Genomic DNA, 21631 nt, shown 5'->3' with positions numbered 1-21631 from the left:
TTTATGCTTTGTGGAAAGGTTTGGCAAACAGAAGTGAATGTTTTGTGAGCGGATTAACAATAAATTTACACAAATAAAATTTATTCCATATAAATCAATGGATAAATTATTTTGTGTGCTGTGTTGTACTTTTCAGGGACAGAAGCTGGTTGCGATCTGGTGCAATTAACGCTATTTATTAACTTATTAACAAACAGGTATGAGGTTCAGAGGTAAGTGATGCATGATTCATTAACTATCGCGCTGCTGCAGGCGCGGGAAGCGGCGATGACACATTTTCGCCCCATCGTTAAACGCCATAATCTTACCGAGCAGCAGTGGCGTATCGTGCGTATCCTTGCCGAAAACCCGTCGATGGATTTTCACGATCTGGCCTTTCGCGCTTGTATTTTACGCCCGAGCCTGACCGGTATTCTGACCCGCATGGAACGCGACGGTCTGGTGTTGCGCTTAAAGCCGGTAAACGATCAGCGCAAGCTGTACATTTCGCTCACGCCTGCGGGTTCGACGCTGTATGAAAGTGCGAGGTCCGAGGTGGAAGAGGCCTATCGCCTGATCGAAGCTGAATTTACTGTCGAAAAAATGCGACAACTTACCGCGCTACTGCAAGAGTTTATTACGCTGGGTAATGGGACTGGGGGAGATAGTGAAGAGGAGTCTCTGGTGTCCCCTGCAGGAATCGAACCTGCAACTAGCCCTTAGGAGGGGCTCGTTATATCCATTTAACTAAGGGGACGAAGCGGCACGAGTATAGCGTTTTTTACTTCCAACGGTAAGCCTCAGGCCGCCCGACTGCTCAAACAGTCGCCATTAAGACTGTTTTTTCTGGTTTTTCTGCTGTTGCTCTCGCTGTTTGGCCTGCAATCGGGCCTCTTCCTTTCGCTTATTGCTCATGTCATTGCGAATCTGTGCGTGGCTCATTAGTGCGAAGATAAATGTCCCGCCACAGATATTTCCGGCAAGCGTCGGTAAGGCGAAGGGCCAGACGAAGTCTCCCCAGTGCAGCGTACCGTTAAAGACCAGATAAAGGATTTCAACTGAGCCAACGACGATGTGCGTGGTATCACCCAGTGCAATAAGCCAGGTCATCAGGATAATGACCACAATCTTTGCCGCTCCTGCTGCGGGGAACATCCAGACCATCGTTGCAATTAGCCAGCCGGAAATAATTGCGTTAGCAAACATCTCTCCGGGGCTGTTTTTCATCACATCCATACCAATTTTGACGAAGGCATCGCGGGTGGTTTCATCAAAAATTGGCATATATTCAAACGCCCACGCCGCAATCCCTGTGCCGAGAATATTACCTAGTAGCACTACGCCCCACAGGCGCATCAACAGGCCAAAATTACCGATGGTGGGATTTTGCATTACCGGTAATACGGCAGTAACGGTATTCTCGGTAAAGAGCTGCTGGCGAGCCATAATTACGATGATAAACCCGAAGGTATAGCCCAGGTTCTCCAGTAAAAATCCACCGGGAACGCCCTCAAGCTGTACGTGAAAAATACCCTTTGCCAGTAATGAGGCGCCCATCGACAACCCGGCCGCAATGGCTGACCACAGCAGCGCCATCGCGTCACGTTCCATCTCTTTTTCTCCGTCCTGGCGGATATGCTCGTGAATTGCCATTGCGCGGGAGGGAAGTCGATCCTCATCGAGTTCGATTTTCTTACCACTCATTTTTTCTTCGCTTTCAACTTCGAGTTCGTCACTGTGTCGATCGATTTTTTCTTTTTCGATGTCATTCATACCAGGATCCTGAAAAAGCACGTATAGCTAAAGCGTAGCGGTTTTATCCTGTTATTCGCGGGAGAAAATCTGAAATCGCAAAAATGGTAACGTTTGTTTTTATCGGGTTCGATAGAATAGAAGGCCCGGTGTCTGTGTTACCAGGCTATGATCAAATCAGTAAGACAGGGTATATAGACATCGTTTGACGTGCTGTTACAATCGCTCACATCTATACAGGCGGATACGTTATCGTTCCGTCACGGATGGCAATCAGCGATAGCCATAATATACAGGGAGACACTTATGAAGCTTCGCCTGTCGGCGCTTGCGCTGGGAACCACACTTTTGGTGGGGTGTGCGAGCTCCGGTACAGAACAGCAAGGGCGCTCGGATCCGTTTGAAGGGTTCAACCGCACCATGTACAACTTCAACTTTAATGTGTTGGATCCGTATGTTGTTAGACCGGTGGCAGTCGCCTGGCGTGATTATGTTCCTCAGCCGGCACGAAATGGTTTAAGCAACTTTACTGGCAACCTTGAAGAACCAGCCGTAATGGTCAACTATTTCCTGCAAGGCGACCCCTATCAGGGAATGGTGCATTTTACCCGTTTCTTCCTGAATACCTTGTTAGGTATGGGTGGGTTTATTGATGTTGCGGGTATGGCGAATCCAAAACTGCAGCGCGTTGAACCACATCGTTTCGGTAGTACATTAGGCCACTATGACGTCGGTTACGGACCGTATATGCAGCTTCCGTTCTACGGAAGTTTCACAGTTCGTGATGATGGTGGTGATATGGTCGATACCCTGTATCCGGTACTGTCATGGCTGACCTGGCCGCTGTCGGTGGGTAAATGGACAATCGAAGGGATTGAAACCCGCGCGCAACTGCTCGATTCCGACGGCCTGCTGCGCCAGTCTTCTGATCCTTACATCATGGTGCGTGAAGCTTACTTCCAGCGTCATGACTTTATCGCTAACGGTGGGAAACTCAAACCAGAAGAAAACCCGAACGCGAAAGACATTCAGGATGACTTAAAAGACATTGATTCCGAGTAGGAATGAGACAAATAAAAAGGTGAGCTAAAAAGCTCACCTTTTTTACGTCTGAAGAGAATCAGAATGCGTAGTTGAAGTTGGTACCAAACAGCCAGGCTTTACCTTCAGAGTCGAAAGTATATGGGCCTTCTTTGACGGTCACTTTCTGTCCGTGCATATAAGAAACGCCGACGTCGATAGAGGCATCGTCATTGAATGCATAAGTCGTTCCCGCACTCAGCCACAGGCGATCCTGGTCTGGAATGGAGATGGAACGCTTGCTCGCAGGAACCGGGCTATCGTCATAGGCAATACCGGTACGGAAGGTCCAGCTTTTATCCATATAGTATGTGGTACCCAGCGCGATGCGGTAAGAATCTTTAAAGCCTTCTTCTTTATAGAACAGGGTCTGTCCATTTGAACCTGTCGCTTTCAGTTCCTGGAACTGACTCCAGCTGGTATAAGCCATGCTGTAGTGGATAGCCCACTGTGGTGCAACACGGTTGTAGCCAGACAGTTCCCACATTTCCGGCAGGTTAAGTGTCAGAGAGCCTGGGACGGTAGCATTGGTTGTTCCCCATGGGAACGCGGTGCCTGCACCAGGTAAAGCATTTGCCTGGGTGCGGATGCCGCTTTTGTAATCGCCATCGAAATCAATTTTGACTTCAGAGCGATACGTTAAACCGTAGCGGTTATTTTTATCCAGCTCATACAAGATGCCGGCGTTCCAGCCATAACCCCATTCGTCCCCTTTCAGGCTGGCAATTTTGTTGCTGACCTTCGGCAATGCGGCGGTCTGCTCACCGGAATAACGTTCAATTTTTGCGTCGGCATACACGGCATTAAAGCCGACACCGAAACTCCAGCTATCATTCAGACGGTAGGCACCACTCAGGTTAAGGTTGACCGTTTTCAGGTCGGTCTTCCCACCGTATTCACCAACGATATAGCTGTCGTTAAATTCAGTTGCCAGGCCGTAGTTTGATGTAACAGAAGCCCCCCAACCAAACTGTTCGTTAATAGGCATCACAAAGTGAGCATTGGGGACCCAAGCCGTAGGGGCGATATTATCCGCGTCGGTACTACGACCGGTGTACGGTGATTTACCTGAAATATTAACGTCAGGATCGATATACACCGCACCCGCTGAGAAAGTGGGGCGATCGAACATCATAATCAGTGCCGGGTTACGACTGGCGTTGCCTGCATCATCTGCGATAGCGCCTTCACCCGAATATGCCCGGCCAAGGCCAGAGGAAGAAAATTCGTTTAACTGAAAGCCTGCAGACCAGGCCTGTGTGGAGATAATTGCCACTGCGACTGCGAGAGCAGACTTTGTAAACAGGGTTTTCTGGCTCATGACCATAACCTCATCGATTTATTTTTATACAAACAATGTTACATGCCGTAACAGGAGCGCGAAGTGTAGGGTCTGAGGTACTACTTAGAAATCAGACCAGTGGCGTGAGTATAGGTCTGACCAGATAGAATGTTGCAAGTATGTTTATAAAATTTTTCAATTATGATCTTAAAAACGCGATCCAGCTGGCAAAAATGCGGAGATGCGCACTCACCTGTTTGGGCGATTTTTGTTTTAGATCATTTTTAAGTGTGATTTCGGTCACTTATCTCATTTCGCACAATTAACGACTGGAGAGGTGAATAATGGGAGCGTAAAATATCCCCATCGTTTATCTGGCACCTCAGGTGCGAATACAGAGGAAATCTACAATGAGTAAATGCAGTGCTGATGAAACCCCGGTTTGCTGCTGTATGGATGTTGGCACCATCATGGACAACTCCGATTGCACCGCGTCATACAGCCGTGTTTTCGCGAATCGCGCTCAGGCAGAAGAAACGCTGGCCGCTCTGACCGAGAAGGCCCGTGGTGTAGAATCTGAACCTTGCCAAATCACCTCTACTTTTACTGAAGAGGCTGAAGGTGTACGTCTGGATATCGATTTTGTCTTCGCCTGTGAGGCCGAAACCCTGATCTTCCAGCTGGGTCTGCGTTAATCCCTTCTTCAAATGCCCTTGTCACCTCCAGACAAGGGCATTTTCGTAACAACCAGTGATTATTCACTGTGTCATAGCTCCCACTTTCTTTTCTCTCCGCTTGGCTAAATGTAAAAAATTGGTTAAGACTGTGATCAGGTCAGACCACTTATTTTTATTTTTTACAGGGGAGTGTTATGAGTCAGGCTTTACCGCTGGTTACCCGTCAGGGCGATCGCATCGCCATTGTAAGCGGGCTGCGCACGCCATTTGCCCGTCAGGCGACTGCGTTTCATGGCATTCCCGCCGTTGATTTGGGGAAAATGGTCGTAGGTGAGCTGCTGGCACGTAGCGAAATACCTGCAGATGTCATTGAGCAACTGGTTTTTGGTCAGGTAGTACAAATGCCTGAAGCGCCCAATATTGCCAGGGAAATCGTGCTGGGCACCGGAATGAATGTTCATACGGATGCTTATAGCGTAAGCAGAGCTTGTGCTACCAGTTTCCAGGCGGTGGCGAATGTCGCGGAAAGTCTGATGGCGGGCACGATTCGTGCGGGAATTGCCGGCGGCGCGGACTCCTCGTCAGTCTTGCCTGTTGGTGTGAGTAAAAAGCTGGCGCGGGTGCTGGTGGATGTCAATAAAGCCCGAACCACCGGTCAGCGCCTTAAACTCTTTTCCCGACTGCGTTTGCGTGATCTGATGCCGGTTCCACCAGCTGTCGCTGAATATTCCACTGGCTTACGCATGGGGGACACGGCTGAACAAATGGCAAAAACCTATGGCATTACGCGTGAGCAACAGGATGCATTGGCGCATCGTTCCCATCAGCGAGCTGCTCAGGCCTGGGCGGAAGGTAAGCTGGCGGAGGAAGTGATGACCGCCTATGTCCCACCGTTTAAAGATCCCATTTCAGAAGATAACAACGTTCGTGGTAACTCTACACTGGCGGATTACGCGAAATTGCGCCCCGCGTTTGACAGAAAACATGGCAGCGTAACGGCAGCAAACAGTACGCCGCTGACTGACGGTGCGGCCGCCGTGATTTTGATGACGGAATCCAGGGCAAAAGAGCTGGGTCTGGTGCCACTGGGCTATTTGCGCAGTTTTGCCTTCACTGCCATCGATGTCTGGCAGGACATGCTGCTTGGTCCGGCATGGTCAACGCCACTGGCTCTGGAGCGGGCGGGTCTGACAATGGCCGACCTGACGCTTATCGACATGCACGAAGCTTTTGCCGCTCAAACACTGGCGAATATCCAGCTTCTGGGTAGTGAACGTTTTGCCCGGGAAGTACTGGGTCGATCGCATGCGACAGGTGAAGTGGATGACAGCAAATTTAATGTACTGGGCGGCTCTATTGCTTACGGGCACCCCTTTGCCGCCACCGGTGCACGGATGATCACCCAAACCCTCCATGAGTTACGACGTCGTGGCGGTGGATTTGGTTTAGTGACCGCGTGTGCGGCAGGTGGTCTGGGTGCAGCAATGGTTCTGGAGGCAGAATAATGGAAATGACATCGGCTTTTACGCTACATGTACGTCTGGATAACGTGGCGGTTGTCTCCATTGATGTGCCCGGAGAAAAAATGAATACCCTGAAAGCTGAGTTTGCTACTCAGGTTAGGGCCATCCTGAAACAAATTCGCGAAAACAAAGATCTGCGCGGTGTCGTGTTCATTTCAGCGAAACCCGATAATTTTATCGCCGGGGCGGATATCAACATGATTGGTAACTGCCGCAGCGCGCAGGAAGCTGAAACACTGGCCCGTCAGGGGCAGCAGATTATGGCGGAAATTAATGCGTTGCCGATCCCGGTTATCGCCGCCATTCACGGTGCGTGTCTTGGGGGCGGACTCGAGATGGCTCTGGCGTGCCACAGTCGCATCTGTACTGATGACGCAAAAACTGTACTGGGGCTGCCAGAAGTTCAACTGGGTTTGCTGCCGGGTTCTGGCGGTACGCAGCGATTACCACGTCTGATTGGCGTAAGCACCGCGCTGGACATGATCCTGACGGGTAAACAGTTACGTGCAAAACAGGCGCTGAAAGTTGGATTAGTGGATGAAGTCGTGCCGCAGACTATTCTGCTTGAAGCGGCCGTTGAACGGGCTAAAAAGGACAGTCTGGCGCACCGAAACTTGCCTGTGCGCGAACGAATTTTAGCTGGGCCGTTGGGTCGGACGCTGCTGTTTCGTATGGTAAGTAAAAAAACGGCGCAAAAAACGTCAGGCAACTACCCCGCGACGGATCGAATCCTCGAGGTAATAGAAATTGGCCTGGCTCAGGGGAGCAGTAGCGGGTACGACGCTGAAGCCCGTGCGTTTGGTGAGCTGGCGATGACGTCGCAGTCACAGGCATTGCGTAATATCTTTTTTGCTAACACTGAAGTGAAAAAAGATCCTGGTAGCGATGCCCGGCCCGGCCCGTTGAACAGTGTTGGGATCCTGGGAGGCGGTCTGATGGGCGGTGGTATTGCGTACGTGACAGCCTGTAAGGGCGGTTTGCCAGTGCGCATTAAAGATATCAATACTAAAGGAATCAATCACGCCCTGAAGTACAGCTGGGATCAACTTGATACAAAAGTTCGCCGCCGGCATATCAAAGCGGGTGAACGTGACAAACAGTTGGCGCTGATTTCGGGTTCAACCGATTTTCACGGTTTTGCTCATCGCGATGTTGTTATTGAGGCCGTGTTTGAAGATCTGTTGTTAAAACAACAGATGGTGGAAGAAGTTGAGAAGAATTGTGCCCCTCATACCATTTTTGCCTCTAACACTTCATCTTTACCGATTGGCGACATTGCTGCAAATGCTGCCAGGCCGGAGCAGGTTATTGGCTTGCACTTCTTCAGCCCGGTGGAAAAAATGCCGCTGGTGGAGGTCATTCCGCATGCCACGACCTCTGAGCAGACGATTGCCACGACCGTTAAATTAGCGAAAAAACAGGGCAAAACGCCGATAGTGGTTCAAGACAAGGCCGGGTTTTACGTTAACCGTATTTTAGCGCCTTATATCAACGAAGCGATTCGTATGCTGACCGAAGGTGAGCGTGTCGATAATATTGACGCCGCGCTGGTGAAATTTGGTTTCCCGGTAGGACCAATCCAACTTTTGGATGAGGTCGGAATAGATACAGGCACTAAAATTATACCAGTGCTGGAAGCTGCTTACGGTGAACGTTTTAGCGCACCTGCAAATGTTGTCGCTTCAATTTTGAATGACGATCGCAAAGGTAGAAAAAATGGTAGAGGTTTCTATCTTTATGGTGCGAAAGGGCGTAAAAGCAAAAAACAGGTTGACCCTGCGATTTATGCGCTTATTGGTGCGCAGGGGCAGAGTCGACATACCGCCTCGCAAATTGCAGAGCGATGCGTCATGTTAATGCTCAACGAGGCAGCGCGCTGTTTCGGTGAGGGGATTATTCGCAGTGCGCGTGATGGTGACATCGGCGCTGTATTTGGTATTGGATTCCCGCCATTCCTCGGCGGCCCGTTCCGATATATGGACTCTCTCGGGGCGGGTGAAGTGGTTGCGACTCTGCAACGGTTGGCTACGCAATATGGCTCCCGGTTTACACCGTGTGAGCAGTTATTGCAGATGGCGGAACGTGGTGAAGGTTTCTGGAAGTATGGGGAAACTGACCTGAATACTTGAGGTCAAAGGTAGGATGAATCCGCACTGAATGTATGGGTCGTGCTCAAAATGTAAACAAAGATTGACTATACTTACGCCGTTGAGGTAAAAAACAGCGTTTCATTCAGTGAATGGATAAGGCACAATGCCGGCCACCACATAGTTGCGACGGCCAATAGGGGCTTTGCGTCAACGTGTTGGTGATTCTGGTTAACAAAAGCGGTGCAATATGCAAGTTTTTATCATGCGTCACGGCGACGCGGCCCTCGATGCCGCCAGTGATTCGGTTCGTCCCTTAACCTCCTGTGGTTGTGACGAATCTCGCCTGATGGCGAACTGGCTGAAAGGTCAAAAAGTGGATATCGAACGTGTTCTGGTGAGCCCGTTTCTACGAGCCGAACAGACGCTGGATGTGGTAGGGGAGTGTATGAACCTGCCAGCTAGTGTGGATGTTTTGCCGGAGCTGACTCCCTGTGGCGATGTCGGTCTGGTCAGCGCCTATTTGCAGGCACTGGCCAACGAAGGTATCGCAACGGCGCTGGTGATCTCTCACTTGCCTTTAGTGGGATACCTCGTGTCTGAGCTTTGCCCTGGTGAAACACCGCCGATGTTTACCACATCTGCGATTGCCAGCGTAACGCTTGATGAGAGCGGTAAAGGCATTTTCAACTGGCAAATGAGCCCGTGTAATTTGAAAATGGCAAAAGCGATTTAATCGAAGTCGTGTCAGGTGTCGTAAGCCGCATAAGGCGAAGTCGCCATCTGGAAAAATAAAAAGAGCCGCAGATGCGGCTCTTTCTGTTTCTGTTGGTCAGGGAAGTTCTGGCGGCAACCACTCTTCCACTTCAATCAGTACCAGTAGTGCGGCATCACCGCCATACTCTTTTGGCGCCTGATGGAAGGCCATTACATGCGGGTGTTGCGCCAGCCATAGTGGCGTTTGCTGCTTAAGAATGTGCTTGCCGTGACCGTGCATTACGCAGGCGCAAAACACATGTTCACGACGACAGGCGGCAATAAGCGCGCCTAACTCCTGCTTAGCCTGCTGCTGCGTCAGTCCGTGTAAATCTAAAAACAGCTCCGGGGAGTAATCGCCACGGCGCATTTTCTTAAGCTCAAAATGGCTGACATCGGCACGCAGGTACCTCACCGGACCGTCCGTATTCAGCAGCGGTTGAAACTCATCAGAGAAATAGTGGCTGGCATCAGCCTGTTCCTGCAGCAGTCTCTTGACCGGAACTTCGGTAATTTTTTTACGTTGTGGCCGATGGATTATAGTGTCCTGCTTTATTTGGCGAGTGCCGGTCATCAGCTGGCGAAACAGCGCCTGATCCTCCTCGCTAAGCGATGTTTTCTTTTTCATTCGAGAGTCTCATCTTTTATTTTTCGTTAGTTTAACCCGACTCGGCAGGCATCCGATCGCTTAAAACGCAATTTTAACGCTCAGGCTCTGTGTGAATGCTGATTTATCGCCGTCTTCGTGGCAAACTAGCCGCCGAATTTAATGCGAGCATGCCCTGGAGGAATACGTGGATAAAATTTTCGTTGATGAAGCAGTGAGTGAACTGCATACCATTCAGGACATGTTGCGCTGGGCGGTCAGCCGTTTTAGCGCGGCGAATATCTGGTATGGCCATGGCACGGATAATCCATGGGATGAGGCGGTACAGCTGGTGCTACCGTCTCTTTACCTGCCGCTGGATATTCCTGAAGATATGCGTACTGCGCGTCTGACTTCCAGCGAGCGCCACCGTATTGTTGAGCGTGTTATTCGTCGCGTCAACGAACGTATCCCGGTTGCTTACCTGACCAACAAAGCCTGGTTCTGTGGACATGAATTCTATGTCGATGAACGCGTGTTGGTTCCTCGCTCACCGATTGGCGAGCTTATCAACAATCGCTTTGCCGGTCTTATCAACGAACAGCCGCGGCATATTCTGGATATGTGTACCGGCAGTGGTTGTATTGCTATCGCCTGTGCGTATGCCTTCCCGGAAGCTGAAGTGGATGCTGTGGACATTTCCACTGATGCGCTGGCAGTCACTGAACACAATATTGAAGAGCATGGCTTGATCCATCACGTCACGCCGATCCGTTCCGATCTGTTCCGCGACCTGTTGAAAGTCCAGTATGACCTGATTGTGACCAACCCACCGTATGTCGACGCAGAAGATATGTCCGATCTGCCTAACGAATATCGTCACGAGCCGGAGCTGGGTCTGGCATCCGGTAGTGATGGGCTGAAACTTACCCGTCGCATTCTGGGTAACGCCCCAGACTACCTGTCGGATAACGGTATTCTGATTTGTGAAGTCGGAAACAGCATGGTACATCTGATGGAACAATACCCGGATGTACCGTTTACCTGGCTGGAATTCGACAACGGTGGTGACGGCGTATTTATGCTGACTAAAGAGCAGCTGATTGCCGCTCGCGAACACTTCAGCATCTATAAAGATTAATACACGCGCACAAACACAACATTCATAACGGAGCCGTGATGGCAGGAAACACAATTGGACAACTCTTTCGCGTAACGACCTTCGGCGAATCACACGGGCTGGCGCTCGGTTGTATTGTTGATGGTGTTCCGCCTGGTATTTCTCTGACCGAAGCCGATCTGCAGCACGATCTCGACAGACGCCGTCCAGGAACTTCGCGTTACACGACCCAGCGCCGTGAGCCGGATCAGGTGAAAATCCTCTCTGGCGTGTTCGAAGGCGTAACCACCGGGACCAGCATCGGTTTGTTGATTGAAAATACCGATCAGCGTTCGCAGGACTACGGCGCGATTAAAGATGTTTTCCGTCCGGGTCATGCTGACTATACCTACGAGCAGAAATACGGTTTGCGTGATTACCGTGGCGGCGGGCGTTCATCCGCTCGCGAAACGGCGATGCGCGTGGCGGCCGGGGCTATAGCCAAAAAATACCTGGCGGAAAAATTTGGTGTCGAAATTCGCGGCTGTCTGACTCAGATGGGCGATATTCCCCTGGAGATTAAAGACTGGTCTCAGGTGGAACTTAACCCGTTCTTTTGCCCGGATCCGGATAAAATTGAAGCGCTGGATGAACTGATGCGCGCGCTTAAAAAAGAGGGTGATTCCATTGGGGCAAAAGTGACCGTTGTCGCCAGTGGCGTGCCAGCGGGCCTCGGTGAACCTGTTTTTGACCGACTGGATGCAGACATCGCTCATGCGCTGATGAGCATTAACGCGGTAAAAGGCGTGGAGATTGGCGATGGTTTTGACGTTGTCGCACTGCGTGGTAGTCAGAACCGTGATGAAATCACCAAAGAAGGTTTCCAGAGCAACCATGCTGGTGGCATCCTGGGTGGGATCAGCAGCGGGCAACAAATTGTTGCACATATGGCGCTGAAACCGACTTCCAGTATTACCGTTCCTGGGCGCACTATTAACCGATTTGGCGAAGAAGTCGAAATGGTAACCAAAGGACGTCACGATCCGTGCGTTGGGATCCGCGCAGTGCCGATCGCAGAAGCGATGTTGGCGATTGTACTGATGGATCACCTGCTGCGTCAGCGGGCGCAAAATGCGGATGTGAAGACTGACATTCCACGCTGGTAAGACATGAAAAAAACGGCACTTGCGGCACTGGCTCTGTTCGCCAGCTCCGCCTGTCTGGCGGCGACGCCCTGGCAGAAAATTACCCACCCGGTTGCGGGTAGCGCACAGTCGATCGGTGCTTTCTCGAATGGTTGCATTGTCGGGGCAGATACACTGCCCGTGCAATCAGAACATTATCAGGTGATGCGCACCGATCAACGGCGCTATTTCGGTCATCCTGATCTGGTGAGGTTTATTCAGCGTCTGAGTACCCAGGCCAATAATCTGGAGCTGGGCACGGTGTTAATTGGTGATATGGGAATGCCTGCTGGCGGACGTTTCAATGGTGGGCACGCCAGTCACCAGACAGGACTGGATGTCGATATTTTCCTGCAACTGCCAAAAACGCGCTGGACGCAGTCGCAACTGCTGCGACCACAGGCGCTGGATCTGGTCTCTCAGGATGGTAAACGTGTTGTATCGTCACTGTGGAAGCCGGAGATTTTCAGCCTGATCAGGCTGGCTGCAAAAGATAATGATGTAACGCGTATTTTCGTGAATCCGGCGATTAAACAGCAACTTTGTCTGGATGCGGGAACTGACCGGGACTGGTTGCGTAAAGTGCGACCGTGGTTCCAGCATCGTGCTCATATGCATGTGCGGTTACGTTGCCCTGCCGACAGTCTTGAGTGCGAAGACCAACCTTTACCTCCACCAGGTGATGGCTGTGGCGCGGAGCTGCAAAGCTGGTTCGAACCTCCTAAACCTGGAACAACAAAGCCTGAGAAGAAGACACCGCCTCCGTTGCCGCCTTCCTGCCAGGCGCTATTGGACGAGCATGTACTCTAATGGATATTTTCGCCGATCTGTTTATGGTGTCTCCGCTGCTGTTGGGCGTACTTTTTTTTGTGGCAATTCTGGCTGGATTTATTGACTCGCTGGCGGGGGGCGGTGGCTTACTCACTATCCCTGCGTTAATGGCGGCAGGCATGCCGCCGGCACAAGCGCTGGCAACTAATAAGCTTCAGGCCTGTGGGGGATCGATCTCCGCATCTCTCTATTTTATTCGTCGTGGCGTGGTCAATCTGGCGGAGCAGAAGCTCAATATCGCCATGACCTTTATCGGTTCAATGAGCGGCGCGTTGCTGGTTCAGCATATGCAGTCGGACATCTTGCGCCAAATCCTGCCGGTTCTGGTGCTCTGTATTGGCCTCTACTTTCTCATGATGCCTAAACTGGGCGAAGAAGACCGGCAGCGTCGGCTTTATGGCTTGCCGTTTGCACTGGTTGCCGGGGGCTGTGTCGGTTTTTATGATGGCTTCTTTGGGCCGGCAGCCGGGTCGTTTTACGCACTGTCCTTCGTCATGCTGTGTGGCTACAACCTGGCGAAGTCAACGGCGCATGCCAAAGTACTCAATGCCACCTCTAATCTCGGTGGGCTGTTACTGTTCGCCCTTGGTGGCAAAGTGATTTGGGCGACCGGTTTTGTGATGCTTATCGGCCAGTTTCTTGGTGCGCGGATGGGATCTCGACTGGTGCTTAGTAAGGGACAGAAACTCATTCGACCAATGATCGTCATTGTCTCTGCAGTGATGAGTGCCAAGCTAATTTACGATAATCATGGACAGGAGATTCTCCACTGGCTGGGGATGAACTAATGAACAATACCCATCACTACCAACAGTTAATTGATATTTTTAACGGCTGCTTTGCCGATGAATTTAATACCTGTCTGATTAAAGGCGACGATGAACCCATCTATCTTCCAGCTGATGCGGAATTACCGTATCACCGTATTGTTTTCGCCCATGGTTTTTACGCCAGCGCGCTACACGAAATTTCACACTGGTGTATTGCTGGAAAAGCGCGTCGTGAGCTGGTTGATTTTGGTTACTGGTACTGCCCGGACGGGCGGGATGCGAAAACACAGTGTCAGTTTGAAGATGTAGAAGTGAAGCCACAGGCATTTGACTGGTTGTTTTGCATGGCGGCGGGGTATCCGTTTAACGTCAGTTGCGACAACCTGGAAGGGGACTTTGAGCCGGATCGCGTGGTATTCCAGCGTCGTGTTCATGCCCAGGTGATGGAGTATCTGGAAAAGGGGATCCCCGAACGTCCGGCGCGCTTCATTAAAGCGTTACAAAATTATTATCACACGCCTGAACTTAAGGCGGAACAATTCCCGTGGCCCGAAGCGCTCAACTGAAGCCGATGCCACGTTTACAATGAGGAAAGAAGATGATCGCGGAGTTTGAATCACGCATTCTGGCATTAATCGACGATATGGTAGAGCACGCCAGCGATGATGAGCTTTTTGCCAGTGGGTATTTGCGTGGGCACCTGACGCTGGCCGTTGCTGAACTGGACGGTGGCGAGGACCATTCCGCTGAGGCATTGTACGCCAATGTCACCAGCAGCCTGGAAAAAGCTATCGGTGCTGGCGAACTCTCGCCTCGTGACCAGGCGCTAGTGAAAGAGATGTGGGATGCTCTGTTCCAGAAGGCCACAGTAAAATAATTTACGGTGGATTGTGCCGGATGCTGACGCAGGAGTGTCTTATCCGGCACAATCATTACCTCATGACTTTATTGCTTTTCCCTTCAATAATTTTCTCACCCATAAACGATTCGGATTTAACGCAGCCAGAGTTCCTGCATCCATCGGGATAGGTTCATGACTCATTTGCGCCGCAAGGATTTCTGCGCACAGCGGGGCGGTACATAGTCCTCGCGAACCCAGTGCGCCCAGCATAAATAAGTCAGGGTAAACTGGCGCACTCGCAGCAGTCTCTTTGTCTTCTGCAAGATGTGCGTACTGACTGAGCGTGACGTGATAGTCCGGTACATTGCCGACCATCGGTAAGTGATCGCGTGTGGCGCAGCGAACGCCACAGCGGGCGGCATTGTCACTGATATCCACCTCTTGCACCCATCCGGCATTTGGCAAACAGTTGATTAAACGCTGGCGATTTTGTTGCTGATCGTCCTCGCGATAAACCGTCTCTTCACAACCGCGATGATAGCTCGCCCCGATACAATGATGCTGATTCACCGGATTTTGCGGTGTGAGATAGCCGTCGTAGCACAGCACCTGACGCAGAGCAGAGAGTGAAGGTGTGGTAGGAATATGGCTCACCTGACCGCCAACGGAATAAACCGGTAACGGCTGCGTCTGATTAAAGCGGTTAATGCGGTGGCCATTTGCCAGCACCACCGCTTCGTGCGTAGCGGTTTCGCCAGTAGCGAACTGCAACTGCCAGCTATCCGCCTGATGCGACAGTGAAACCAGATCGTGCTGGTAGTGCGTGCGTAATCCCAGCGTTGTGGCATAGTCCAGCACAGCAGCAGTTAACTGCGCAGGACACAGCCATCCTCCGGCAGGATACTGAATGCCATCACATTCGGTATCCACGCCCACCGTTTGCAGGATCTGTTTTGCATCAACCGCGACCGCGAGTGCGTCGGGTAAGTCAAGTGACAGTATTTGGGTGATTTTCTGTTGGCTTTTCTCATCCCAGGCTAACTGAGTCACCCCGCACCAGTCGTGTGCGAAATCTACGGGTAGCGCGTCATACAGACGTCGTGCGAAGGTAAAGGCAGCAGGGAAAAAAAGATTAATAGCCGCATCATGTTTATTGAGCAAAGGATAGAGCGCCCCCTGACGATTGCCAGAAGCGCCTTGTGCTGGTTTGTCGTCAGCACAATAAAGCGTCACTTGCCAGCCGCGACGCAACAGAGCTAGCGACAGCAAGGCGCTGGCAATACCTCCGCCAATAATAGCCGTTTCACGTTTTTTCGTACCTGTGCGTGCAAACCACGGCGCTGGGGAAGGGGGGGCAATATTTTGCTCCATAACCCCACATAACATTTCGCGTTTGCGACCGAAACCTTTGCATTTACGCATGCTGAAACCAGCTTCCTGCAACCCACGACGTACAAAACCAGCGGAGGTAAAGGTCGCCAGCGTGCCGCCAGGGCGAGCCAGTCTGGCCATTGCGTTAAACAGCGTTGGCGTCCACATATCAGGGTTTTTTGCCGGCGCGAACCCATCCAGAAACCAGGCATCGACCTGCTGATTCAATGATTCATCCAGTGTATTGATGAGTTCGTTAATATCGCCAAACCAGAGATCCAACGTAATTCTCCCCTCATCAAGAAGCAGCCGATGGCAACCCGCCAGTGGTAGTGGCCACTGCTCCTGTAACGCTGTTGCCCATGGTGCGAGTTCAGGCCAGTGTTGATGGGCTAAGGCCAGATCTTCACGCGTCAGAGGAAATTTTTCAAAACTGATGAAATGTAACCTTTCCAGGATAGCGTCAGGATGTGCGTCGCGAAAAGTGGCGAATGCCTGCCATAGCGTCAGGAAGTTAAGTCCGGTACCAAAACCACTTTCTGCTACTACAAATAATTGCCGTGAATGAGTGGGAAATCGTTCTGCGAGATGATTACCGCCGAGAAAAACATAACGAGTTTCTTCCAGCCCGTTATCGTTAGAAAAATAGACATCGTCAAAATCTCGGGAAACAGGTGTACCCTCAGCGTTGAATTCGAGGTCGGCAGGTTGTATAGCGTATTGTTTCACGTAAGTTACTCGTCTGGCAGGCTGTGTCCCGATCTTAACGATGAGAGCCTGACTGCGCAAATTTCCACATTAAATGGCTGATCGGACTTGTTCGGCGTACAAGTGTACGCTATTGTGCCACTCGAAACTTTAAAATAGTGCGAACTACAGAGGTATTGAATGAAACGTGCAGTGATTACTGGCTTGGGCATCGTTTCCAGCATCGGTAATAACCAGCAGGAAGTCCTGGCATCTCTGCGTGAAGGACGTTCAGGGATCACTTTCTCTCAGGAGCTGAAGGACTCCGGCATGCGTAGCCACGTTTGGGGCAACGTAAAACTGGATACCACTGGCCTCATTGACCGCAAAGTTGTGCGCTTTATGAGCGACGCATCCATCTATGCATTCCTTTCTATGGAGCAGGCAGTTGCTGATGCTGGCCTCTCTGCAGAAGTTTACCAGAACAACCCGCGCGTTGGCCTGATTGCAGGTTCTGGCGGCGGCTCCCCGCGTTTTCAGGTCTTCGGCGCTGACGCAATGCGTAGCCCGCGTGGTCTGAAAGCCGTTGGTCCGTATGTGGTGACTAAAGCGATGGCATCCGGCGTTTCTGCTTGCCTCGCAACACCGTTCAAAATCCACGGCGTAAACTACTCCATCAGCTCTGCCTGTGCGACGTCTGCACATTGTATCGGCAACGCTGTTGAACAAATTCAATTGGGCAAGCAGGACATCGTTTTTGCTGGCGGCGGCGAAGAGCTGTGCTGGGAAATGGCGTGCGAATTCGACGCAATGGGCGCGCTGTCTACCAAATACAACGACTCTCCGGACAAAGCGTCCCGTACTTATGATGCAAGCCGCGATGGTTTCGTTATCGCAGGCGGTGGCGGTATGGTTGTTGTCGAAGAGCTGGAACACGCTCTGGCTCGTGGCGCACACATCTACGCGGAAATCGTCGGTTACGGCGCAACTTCTGATGGCGCAGACATGGTTGCTCCGTCAGGTGAAGGCGCAGTGCGCTGCATGCAGATGGCGATGCACGGCGTTGATACACCAATCGACTACCTGAACTCACACGGTACTTCTACACCGGTAGGCGACGTGAAAGAGCTGGGTGCAATCCGTGAAGTGTTCGGCGATCACAGCCCGGCAATCTCTGCAACCAAAGCAATGACCGGTCACTCTCTGGGTGCTGCGGGTGTGCAGGAAGCTATTTACTCTCTGCTGATGCTGGAACATGGCTTTATCGCGCCAAGCATCAACATTGAAGAGCTGGACGAACAAGCTGCTGGTCTGAACATCGTGACCAAGCCGACTGAGCAAGAACTGACTACCGTTATGTCCAACAGCTTCGGCTTTGGCGGGACTAACGCCACGCTGGTGATGCGTAAGCTGAAAGCGTAAGTTTGGTACTAATACCAGTCATTGCCTGATGGCGTTTCGCTGATCGGGTTAAAAGGGAGCCAACAGGCTCCCTTTTTTATGGCATTGACAATGGGGGCAATTTACAGGCAGACTCCCCGCTCAACATTATCCTCATGATAATGCGTAAGCGTTTAACGTTATCCAACGCACCTTAATCCTGATAGTCAGGTAGAGGGGGCGTGGCATTTCCTCGCCTTACTCTGCATTCTGGAGTAACGCATGACAGCAGTAACCCAACAAGAAAAAACATCTTCGGCGAATGTTTCGCTATTTCGTATCGCTTTTGCAGTTTTCCTGACCTATATGACGGTCGGCCTGCCTTTGCCTGTCATCCCGCTGTTTGTCCACCATGAGTTGGGCTATGGCAACACCATGGTTGGCATTGCTGTGGGCGTTCAGTTTCTGGCGACGGTATTAACGCGTGGTTACGCGGGACGGTTAGCCGATCAGTATGGTGCCAAACGTTCTGCGCTACAGGGGATGTTTGCCTGTGCGCTGGCGGGCGCGGCGTGGCTATTGGCTGCGCTATTACCAGTCTCTGTTCCCGTTAAGTTCGCGTTGTTAATTGTGGGACGTCTGATCCTCGGTTTTGGTGAAAGCCAGTTACTTACCGGAACCCTGACCTGGGGGCTGGGGCTGGTTGGGCCAACGCGTTCTGGTAAGGTGATGTCGTGGAACGGGATGGCGATTTACGGCGCACTGGCCGCCGGTGCACCGTTGGGGCTGCTGATCCACAGCCACTTTGGTTTCGCCGCGCTGGCGGGAACCACGATGGCATTACCGCTGCTGGCATGGGCATTCAATGGTACCGTCCGTAAAGTGCCTGCTCACGCTGGAGAACGGCCTTCTTTGTGGAGCGTTGTGGGGCTTATCTGGAAACCTGGTGTGGGTCTGGCGCTACAGGGCGTTGGTTTTGCGGTGATTGGCACCTTTATCTCCCTCTATTTTGTCAGCAACGGCTGGACCATGGCAGGATTCACCCTGACCGCGTTTGGTGGTGCTTTTGTGCTGATGCGTATTCTGTTTGGCTGGATGCCGGACAGGTTTGGCGGGGTTAAGGTCGCGGTTGTCTCTTTGCTAGTTGAAACAGCGGGTCTGGTACTGCTGTGGCTGGCACCAACGGCCTGGTTTGCTTTGTTGGGGGCGGCATTAACCGGGGCAGGGTGTTCGCTCATTTTCCCGGCACTGGGTGTGGAGGTCGTGAAGCGTGTTCCTGCACAGGTTCGTGGTACGGCGCTGGGTGGTTACGCCGCATTCCAGGATATCTCCTACGGCGTAAGCGGTCCTTTAGCTGGGGTTCTGGCCACCGCTTATGGCTATCCCTCGGTATTTCTTGCCGGGGCGATTTCCGCGGTGGTCGGAATTGTCGTTACGCTGCTTACCTTGCGAAAAGGTTAAGTGACGAGCCAGAAAATGGCTAATGCAATCATCAACGCCACAAACATCAGCCCCGGTCGCGCCGACAGTGATTTAATGTTTTCAATCACCGGTGTGAACGGGCTGTAAATCGGCTGAAGATGTCGAGGATCGTTTAATTCTTTGTCCCGCTCTACGCGCCGCAAGAAGATCTGATTGAGCAAATCCTGTACCTGCACAGTGGTCAAAATTGTTTGCGGTTGGATCTGCCAGGTCTGCTGCGCGTAGTCTTTTATCGCCGCGAACTCATTCGGTTCCAGCGGTTGTTTCAACGCTGCCTGAAGCGTTTGCAACGTTGGTGCATTTTGCAGGCTTAGCGTCTGACGCGCTTGCAGCCAGGTCACCAGATGGGTGAACTGCTTCGCGGGGATCAGTTCTCCGCTTTTTACGCCGGACAGTTCCAGCATGGATTGCCAGATTAGCTTGCCGGATTCTCCGGTGGCCGCAGCCAGTTTTGTCACCAGTTGATTCAACGTGTTGTGCTCTGCCGGGAGCAAAGGGCGATCGGTTGCCGGGCGCTGTTGTGGCTGCGGGATCGAAAGTTGCCCCTGCTGTAACAGTGTCAGCACATTTTTTAACTGTTCTGGTGTGAGTTGACTGAGCGCTGTTTGTCCGTACTGCTGGCGAATAAAATCACTCACAGCCTGGCGATTATTCCCCTGACTCAGCAATTCTGTGAGCTGTGACAGTACCTGACGGTTAGCATGATTCTGCTGAGCAATGCCAAGCCGTTGGTTCAGGTTTTGCTCAGCGGCAGGAAAGTGACGCGACTGCAACGGTGTATCACTTTTGACCCCCAGATCGTGCTTCATTCCAGCCCATACCTCGGCACTTTGCTGCTGAGTGAGTGAAATTAAACGCGTGATAAGTCGTTCCAGCACAGTACGTTGCTGCGTGGATAACGGTTGCTCACCCGCAACGGCAGGGGCATTTGGGCCTTCACCGGGAGGGCGCGCGGGAGTACCAGAAATGGGCTGCATCATCTCTATTCCTTAAATCTGAGCTAACCAGGTCTCGCAGTATGCCTGGCGGCGAGATTATGGCACACTTGCCCGGTTAACTCTCGTTCTCAAACAGGTGCGAAAGACGTGAAAATCCTCGTTGATGAAAATATGCCCTATGCCCGCGAACTGTTCAGTCGTTTGGGGGAGGTCAAAGCGGTTCCCGGTCGCCCGATTCCCGTCTCAGAACTCGAAGATGCGGATGCCTTAATGGTGCGCTCGGTGACGAAAGTAAACGAATCACTGCTCAGCGGAAAACCCGTAAAATTTGTCGGGACGGCAACTGCAGGTACTGATCATGTGGATGAAGCCTGGCTTGCGCAGTCGGGGATCGGCTTTTCCGCAGCGCCTGGGTGCAATGCCATTGCAGTGGTTGAATATGTCTTTTCTGCGCTGTTGATGCTGGCGGAACGCGACAGTTTTGCATTACGCGATAGGACCGTAGGTATCGTGGGTGTCGGTAATGTGGGGGCGCGTTTGCAAGCGCGACTGGAAGCATTGGGAATTCGTACTTTGCTTTGCGATCCACCGCGTGCTGACCGGGGGGATGAGGGCGACTTTCGTTCGCTGGAGGAACTGGTTGAGCAAGCTGATGTACTGACTTTCCATACGCCGCTGTTTAAAGACGGTCCGTACAAGACGCTGCATCTGGCTGATGAGGCGCTCATAAGCCGACTCAAGCCGGGAACCATCCTGATTAATGCCTGCCGTGGGCCGGTCATTGATAATGGCGCATTACTGAATCGTCTGAATGCCGGGCAGTCGTTGAGCGTTGTGCTGGACGTCTGGGAAGGTGAGCCGGATCTGAATGTGGCGTTGCTGGAGAAAGCCGACATCGGCACGGCGCACATTGCCGGTTATACCCTTGAAGGAAAAGCGCGTGGGACCACGCAGGTCTTTGAGGCCTACAGCAAGTTTATTGGCCGCGAACAGCACGTAGCGCTGAACACCCTGTTACCCGCGCCGGAATTTGGTCGTATCACATTGCATGGTCCGTTAGATCAGCCAACGCTGAAAAGGCTGGTGCATTTAGTGTATGATGTGCGCCGCGATGATGCGCCGCTGCGTAAAGTCGCTGGAATTCCGGGTGAGTTTGATAAACTGCGTAAGAATTACCTTGAGCGCCGTGAATGGTCGTCTTTATACGTAATATGTGATGACGCTGCTGCAGCTACCTTGTTGTGTAAGCTGGGTTTTAACGCTGTTCATCACCCGGCACATTAATGTCTTCTTAATGCTCCCTGTCGAATAATACGACAGGGACGC

Annotated in this window: 20 protein-coding genes and 1 tRNA gene; 15 read left to right on the top strand and 6 right to left on the bottom strand. The window is 51.8% G+C overall.

Annotated elements, in window-relative coordinates; genetic code table 11:
* Positions 1-219 precede the first annotated feature (219 nt).
* A complete protein-coding gene (gene hpaR / locus OGX98_RS17230; RefSeq protein WP_286595678.1) occupies positions 220-702 on the top strand; it encodes a homoprotocatechuate degradation operon regulator HpaR in 483 nt (160 codons plus the stop codon).
* Here the strand turns inward: hpaR and OGX98_RS17225 are convergent.
* Positions 662-736, bottom strand: a tRNA-Arg gene (locus tag OGX98_RS17225). The two genes, hpaR and OGX98_RS17225, sit on opposite strands and share 41 nt — an antisense overlap.
* Before the next feature lie 74 nt (positions 737-810).
* Entirely contained in the window at positions 811-1752 is a 942-nt protein-coding gene (locus OGX98_RS17220; protein ID WP_286595639.1) for a formate/nitrite transporter family protein, read from the bottom strand.
* Positions 1753-2037: 285 nt separating this feature from the next.
* Here OGX98_RS17220 and mlaA point away from each other — a divergent pair, with 285 nt between their 5' ends.
* Positions 2038-2793 (top strand): phospholipid-binding lipoprotein MlaA, encoded by a 756-nt coding sequence (gene mlaA / locus OGX98_RS17215; RefSeq protein ID WP_045445738.1) that lies wholly within the window; start codon positions 2038-2040, stop codon positions 2791-2793.
* Positions 2794-2851: 58 nt separating this feature from the next.
* Here mlaA and fadL read toward each other — a convergent pair whose 3' ends face one another.
* Complete coding sequence (fadL, locus tag OGX98_RS17210) at positions 2852-4132, bottom strand: long-chain fatty acid transporter FadL (RefSeq protein ID WP_045445736.1); 1281 nt, start codon at positions 4130-4132, stop codon at positions 2852-2854.
* A 371-nt stretch (positions 4133-4503) separates the two neighbouring features.
* On the opposite strand from fadL, the gene OGX98_RS17205 reads away from it, so the two are divergent.
* From OGX98_RS17205 to sixA, 4 genes are all read left to right on the top strand, one after another.
* Entirely contained in the window at positions 4504-4788 is a 285-nt protein-coding gene (locus tag OGX98_RS17205) for a YfcZ/YiiS family protein (RefSeq protein WP_045445733.1), read from the top strand.
* 176 nt (positions 4789-4964) lie between these two features.
* The gene (gene fadI / locus OGX98_RS17200) at positions 4965-6275 is read left to right on the top strand and encodes an acetyl-CoA C-acyltransferase FadI (RefSeq protein WP_286595637.1); all 1311 of its coding nucleotides are present in this window, start codon (positions 4965-4967) and stop codon (positions 6273-6275) included.
* Positions 6275-8422, top strand: coding sequence for a fatty acid oxidation complex subunit alpha FadJ (gene fadJ / locus OGX98_RS17195; RefSeq protein ID WP_225761226.1), 2148 nt, complete (start codon positions 6275-6277; stop codon positions 8420-8422). Before fadI ends, fadJ begins: the two co-directional genes overlap by 1 nt.
* Before the next feature lie 208 nt (positions 8423-8630).
* Complete coding sequence (sixA, locus tag OGX98_RS17190; protein ID WP_045445723.1) at positions 8631-9116, top strand: phosphohistidine phosphatase SixA; 486 nt, start codon at positions 8631-8633, stop codon at positions 9114-9116.
* A gap of 96 nt (positions 9117-9212) precedes the next feature.
* On the opposite strand, the gene smrB is transcribed toward sixA, so the two are convergent.
* Positions 9213-9764 carry an endonuclease SmrB gene (gene smrB, locus OGX98_RS17185; RefSeq protein ID WP_286492343.1) on the bottom strand — a complete coding sequence of 184 codons (552 nt, stop codon included), beginning with the start codon at positions 9762-9764 and terminating at the stop codon, positions 9213-9215.
* Between the two features lie 166 nt (positions 9765-9930).
* Between smrB and prmB the strand changes: the two genes are divergently transcribed.
* From prmB to OGX98_RS17155, 6 genes are read left to right on the top strand one after another with little or no spacing between them, the layout of a single operon-like run.
* The gene (prmB, locus tag OGX98_RS17180; RefSeq protein ID WP_286595636.1) at positions 9931-10863 is read left to right on the top strand and encodes a 50S ribosomal protein L3 N(5)-glutamine methyltransferase; all 933 of its coding nucleotides are present in this window, start codon (positions 9931-9933) and stop codon (positions 10861-10863) included.
* Between the two features lie 38 nt (positions 10864-10901).
* The gene (gene aroC, locus OGX98_RS17175; RefSeq protein ID WP_045445717.1) at positions 10902-11987 is read left to right on the top strand and encodes a chorismate synthase; all 1086 of its coding nucleotides are present in this window, start codon (positions 10902-10904) and stop codon (positions 11985-11987) included.
* A gap of 3 nt (positions 11988-11990) precedes the next feature.
* The gene (mepA, locus tag OGX98_RS17170; RefSeq protein WP_045445715.1) at positions 11991-12815 is read left to right on the top strand and encodes a penicillin-insensitive murein endopeptidase; all 825 of its coding nucleotides are present in this window, start codon (positions 11991-11993) and stop codon (positions 12813-12815) included.
* Positions 12815-13624 carry a sulfite exporter TauE/SafE family protein gene (locus tag OGX98_RS17165; protein WP_045445713.1) on the top strand — a complete coding sequence of 270 codons (810 nt, stop codon included), beginning with the start codon at positions 12815-12817 and terminating at the stop codon, positions 13622-13624. Before mepA ends, OGX98_RS17165 begins: the two co-directional genes overlap by 1 nt.
* Positions 13624-14172, top strand: coding sequence for an elongation factor P hydroxylase (locus OGX98_RS17160; protein ID WP_286595635.1), 549 nt, complete (start codon positions 13624-13626; stop codon positions 14170-14172). The genes OGX98_RS17165 and OGX98_RS17160 overlap by 1 nt, the downstream gene beginning before the upstream one ends.
* A gap of 32 nt (positions 14173-14204) precedes the next feature.
* On the top strand, positions 14205-14483 hold the full coding sequence (locus OGX98_RS17155; RefSeq protein WP_045445709.1) for a YfcL family protein: 279 nt from the start codon (positions 14205-14207) through the stop codon (positions 14481-14483).
* Positions 14484-14543: 60 nt separating this feature from the next.
* Here the strand turns inward: OGX98_RS17155 and mnmC are convergent, their stop codons facing one another.
* Positions 14544-16547 (bottom strand): bifunctional tRNA (5-methylaminomethyl-2-thiouridine)(34)-methyltransferase MnmC2/FAD-dependent 5-carboxymethylaminomethyl-2-thiouridine(34) oxidoreductase MnmC1, encoded by a 2004-nt coding sequence (mnmC, locus tag OGX98_RS17150; RefSeq protein ID WP_286595634.1) that lies wholly within the window; start codon positions 16545-16547, stop codon positions 14544-14546.
* A gap of 159 nt (positions 16548-16706) precedes the next feature.
* Here mnmC and fabB point away from each other — a divergent pair, with 159 nt between their 5' ends.
* Together fabB and OGX98_RS17140 are read left to right on the top strand one after the other, a co-directional pair.
* Positions 16707-17927 (top strand): beta-ketoacyl-ACP synthase I, encoded by a 1221-nt coding sequence (fabB, locus tag OGX98_RS17145; protein WP_045445705.1) that lies wholly within the window; start codon positions 16707-16709, stop codon positions 17925-17927.
* A gap of 240 nt (positions 17928-18167) precedes the next feature.
* Entirely contained in the window at positions 18168-19346 is a 1179-nt protein-coding gene (locus OGX98_RS17140) for an MFS transporter (protein ID WP_045445703.1), read from the top strand.
* Here OGX98_RS17140 and flk read toward each other — a convergent pair.
* Positions 19343-20344, bottom strand: coding sequence for a flagella biosynthesis regulator Flk (flk, locus tag OGX98_RS17135; RefSeq protein ID WP_045449733.1), 1002 nt, complete (start codon positions 20342-20344; stop codon positions 19343-19345). The genes OGX98_RS17140 and flk overlap by 4 nt on opposite strands.
* 108 nt (positions 20345-20452) lie before the next feature.
* Here flk and pdxB point away from each other — a divergent pair, with 108 nt between their 5' ends.
* The gene (pdxB, locus tag OGX98_RS17130; protein ID WP_286595632.1) at positions 20453-21589 is read left to right on the top strand and encodes a 4-phosphoerythronate dehydrogenase PdxB; all 1137 of its coding nucleotides are present in this window, start codon (positions 20453-20455) and stop codon (positions 21587-21589) included.
* Positions 21590-21631 lie beyond the last annotated feature (42 nt).

The organism is Citrobacter sp. Cm046 (assembly GCF_030333065.1).
Classification (GTDB): domain Bacteria; phylum Pseudomonadota; class Gammaproteobacteria; order Enterobacterales; family Enterobacteriaceae; genus Citrobacter; species Citrobacter murliniae.
Note: the sequence above shows the minus strand (reverse complement) of the source record. Positions and strands in the feature narration are given on the sequence as shown.

Coding starts and splice junctions, on each gene's coding strand:
- mepA (WP_045445715.1), top strand. CDS start 11,991: ATGAAAAAAACGGCACTTGCGGCACTGGCTCTGTTCGCCAGCTCCGCC.
- smrB (WP_286492343.1), bottom strand. CDS start 9,764: ATGAAAAAGAAAACATCGCTTAGCGAGGAGGATCAGGCGCTGTTTCGC.
- hpaR (WP_286595678.1), top strand. CDS start 220: ATGCATGATTCATTAACTATCGCGCTGCTGCAGGCGCGGGAAGCGGCG.
- OGX98_RS17205 (WP_045445733.1), top strand. CDS start 4,504: ATGAGTAAATGCAGTGCTGATGAAACCCCGGTTTGCTGCTGTATGGAT.
- fabB (WP_045445705.1), top strand. CDS start 16,707: ATGAAACGTGCAGTGATTACTGGCTTGGGCATCGTTTCCAGCATCGGT.
- sixA (WP_045445723.1), top strand. CDS start 8,631: ATGCAAGTTTTTATCATGCGTCACGGCGACGCGGCCCTCGATGCCGCC.
- fadL (WP_045445736.1), bottom strand. CDS start 4,132: ATGAGCCAGAAAACCCTGTTTACAAAGTCTGCTCTCGCAGTCGCAGTG.
- fadJ (WP_225761226.1), top strand. CDS start 6,275: ATGGAAATGACATCGGCTTTTACGCTACATGTACGTCTGGATAACGTG.
- OGX98_RS17165 (WP_045445713.1), top strand. CDS start 12,815: ATGGATATTTTCGCCGATCTGTTTATGGTGTCTCCGCTGCTGTTGGGC.
- fadI (WP_286595637.1), top strand. CDS start 4,965: ATGAGTCAGGCTTTACCGCTGGTTACCCGTCAGGGCGATCGCATCGCC.
- OGX98_RS17140 (WP_045445703.1), top strand. CDS start 18,168: ATGACAGCAGTAACCCAACAAGAAAAAACATCTTCGGCGAATGTTTCG.
- flk (WP_045449733.1), bottom strand. CDS start 20,344: ATGCAGCCCATTTCTGGTACTCCCGCGCGCCCTCCCGGTGAAGGCCCA.
- mlaA (WP_045445738.1), top strand. CDS start 2,038: ATGAAGCTTCGCCTGTCGGCGCTTGCGCTGGGAACCACACTTTTGGTG.
- OGX98_RS17220 (WP_286595639.1), bottom strand. CDS start 1,752: ATGAATGACATCGAAAAAGAAAAAATCGATCGACACAGTGACGAACTC.
- aroC (WP_045445717.1), top strand. CDS start 10,902: ATGGCAGGAAACACAATTGGACAACTCTTTCGCGTAACGACCTTCGGC.
- OGX98_RS17155 (WP_045445709.1), top strand. CDS start 14,205: ATGATCGCGGAGTTTGAATCACGCATTCTGGCATTAATCGACGATATG.
- OGX98_RS17160 (WP_286595635.1), top strand. CDS start 13,624: ATGAACAATACCCATCACTACCAACAGTTAATTGATATTTTTAACGGC.